This window comes from Zarconia sp. (genome assembly GCF_057467645.1).
In genome coordinates this window covers 1-3,004 of record NZ_JBRJXU010000141.1, presented here as the reverse complement: position 1 = coordinate 3,004, position 3,004 = coordinate 1, and the positions used below count along the sequence as shown (strand labels likewise).

Annotated in this window: 2 protein-coding genes and 1 pseudogene; all 3 read left to right on the top strand. The window is 50.2% G+C overall.

Going from position 1 to position 3,004, the window contains the following annotated elements; all coding sequences use genetic code 11:
* Positions 1–1,123: cation:proton antiporter (locus AC2215_RS21640; RefSeq protein WP_486812087.1), on the top strand; the 1,123-nt coding region annotated here is incomplete at its 5' end.
* 1,060 nt (positions 1,124–2,183) lie between these two features.
* On the top strand, positions 2,184–2,519 hold the full coding sequence (locus tag AC2215_RS21635; protein WP_486812088.1) for a cation:proton antiporter subunit C: 336 nt from the start codon (positions 2,184–2,186) through the stop codon (positions 2,517–2,519).
* Positions 2,516–3,004 (top strand): annotated as a pseudogene (locus AC2215_RS21630) (hypothetical protein); the annotation flags it as partial. The gene AC2215_RS21635 and the pseudogene AC2215_RS21630, both read left to right, overlap by 4 nt.

Here is a 3,004-nt window from a genome sequence, read left to right as displayed (position 1 = left end):
CGCAGTCTTTATCTGCGCTGATTTTATCAGTTTGTACGTGGCTTTGGAGGTCATCGGAATTGCGGCATTCCTACTGATTGCCTATCCTCGGACCGATCGATCGATTTGGGTGGCCTTGCGCTACCTGTTTGTGAGCAATACGGCAATGTTGTTTTACCTAATCGGGGCAGTGTTGGTCTACCAAACCCATCACTCCTTTGCCTTTTCCGGGTTGCAAGGGGCCCCGACCGAGGCCGTTGCCCTGATTTTCCTCGGTCTGCTTACTAAAGGGGGCATTTTCGTCTCGGGGTTGTGGCTGCCCCTGACGCACTCCGAAGCGGAAACCCCCGTATCGGCAATGCTGTCGGGGGCGGTCGTCAATACCGGCGTGTTTCCCCTGGTGCGCTGTGCCCTGATGGTGGAAGATATCGGGCCGATGCTGCAAATTTTTAGTATCGCCACCGCATTTCTGGGGGTGGTTTATGCCATTTTCGAGCGAGATACGAAGCGGATGCTCGCCGCGAGTACGATTTCCCAGTTGGGTTTCGTTCTGGTGGCCCCGGCGGCTGCGGGGATGTACGCCCTCGCCCACGGCTTAGCCAAAGCAACGCTGTTTTTAATTGCGGGAAATTTACCCAGCCGCAACTTCAAGCAACTGCAACAAAACCCAATTGCGTTGCCGATGTGGATAGGTATGGCGATCGCGAGTTTGTCGATTTCCGGATTGCCCCTGCTGGCAGGGTTTGGGGCGAAGGTCTCAACGATCGATCTGTTGGGATCTTGGCAAAAAACCGCCATGAAGATTGCGGCAGTTGGGACGGCGATCGTCTTTGCCAAACTCATCTTTCTCCCCATTGCTCGACCCTCAGAGCCGAGCGAACCGAGAAAGAGAAAATTTGGCTTCTGGGCGGCGATCTGCCTGCTGCTGGTCTCGCTAGTGGCCGCTAGCGGTTTGTCTTTACCCGGATATACCACGGCTAATCTGATTAAATCCCTGGCAACGATCGCCCAGGGTTGGCTGATCTACGGATTTGTCTTTAAGCGGTTCGCGCTGAAACTGCCGCGAATGCCCGAGCAACTCGAACATCTTATTGGGACGATGAGTCTAACATTAACGTTACTGTTTTGGATGGTGCTCGCATGATTGGAGATCTCGATTGACGACTAACGCCACATGCAACTTAACGATCCACAACCTGAAAATGCGGGGTCATATCAAGTTCGGTTAAACACTTACAATTCCGGTTTGAGTGAGCTTCGGGGGCGTGGGGAGCTTGGGGAGCTTGGGGAGCTTGGGAAGAGAAAAACTTTAGCAATCGCGCCTAATTGTCACGAATTATCCGAACTGGAGATCGCTGGGGTTGGGGAAAGGAGGATATGGTTTGCTCGCGCACCACATCGCTTGGCAACAAGGTTGCACGTCCTATGACTAGACACCTGGTATCAATCAAAAATCAGATCGAGATCGATGGCAAATTCATGAATTGATTCTAGCTTTCCCCCTGAATCATTGACCCCAAAAAATTGTTGTAAAATACCACAAATATGGATGGTACGAAGTGTATCGGTTACTCCGAAGGAAAAAGAGATAAATCACGAGTTTATCGGGCAATAACTACCTCGAATTTGGTGTTTTGAAATTAACCAGATAACGCAATGTATGGAATTGTTTTCAGACCGTTCGAAAAACATAGCCGTCTCGGGCGATCTCTTTCAATTGAATTCAACTCGAAGCGATCGCCGTTCCCAACACATCTGACGAACGGGAAAACTTCAGCTCGTACGAGTGAATTAGCAGCCGTGGGGAACAGCTCGCCTCGAACCGGGGGTATTCACCCACCGCCTGACTTGGTCATTTCTTGGAGTGTGACGGACCCTATATAGTGATAAGCTTTACTGTAGGGCATTGCGCTATCTACATCGGGATTAACGCCATTCATTAAATTGGGTCAGAGCGCTCGGGTTTTCATCGGGAAAATCTACATCATTTATGATGTCGTATCGAGCGCCCGAACATTAGGATAGCTATCTTTGCGATCGCTGCCAAAATTTAAACGAATCCACTCTGGATTTGGGCACATCCATCCAGAATCGTTTGTCCAGACTCGATCGGATAAACGAACTTTGCAACCTACCATTTTCCAACTCGCAAACAACGAGTTTAGAATCAGCTAAGGAAAACAATGATGCCAAACGCAACGACGATTTTAGAAGCGTGCATTTTCGCCACCGTGATGTGCGGTTTTTTCGGCATCATTTTCAAGAAGAACCTGATTATGAAAATCATCTCCATGGATGTGATGAGTACCGGGGTCATTGGTTACTACGTGTTGGTGGCGGCTCGAGGAGGGGTGTTTGTGCCAATTGTTTCCGATTCGCGAGAGGTCGCTTATGCAGATCCGGTGCCCCAGGCGGTTATCTTAACGGCGATCGTGATTGGCTTTTCGATCCAGGCTTTAATGCTCGTGGGGGTGATGAAACTCGCCCGAGATAATCCGACCCTGGAGAGCAATGAAATCGAGAAAAATAATATGCCATGAGTACGATTACCATTGCCTGGATCGCCCTACCGTTTTTTGTCGGATTCAGTATTTACCTTTTACCCAAGCTCGATCGCTACTTGGCAACCCTGGTGGCTCTAGTTTCGGTGGCTTATGGGGTATGGCCGTTGGTCAACTCCAATTCCCAAATCATTGAGTTGCTCGATCGCTTCGGGGTCACCCTAACCATCGACTCCAATTCCCAAACCATCGAGTTGCTCGATCGCTTTGGGGTCACCCTAACCATCGACTCCCTCAGCGGCTATTTTATCTTGACCAACGCCCTGGTCACCCTCGCGGTCATTCTCTACTGTTGGCGGGGGGGGAAAACGGCGTTTTTCTACACCCAGGCGATTATCCTCCACGGCAGCGTCAACGCAGTCTTTATCTGCGCTGATTTTATCAGTTTGTACGTGGCTTTGGAGGTCATCGGAATTGCGGCATTCCTACTGATTGCCTATCCTCGGACCGATCGATCGATTTGG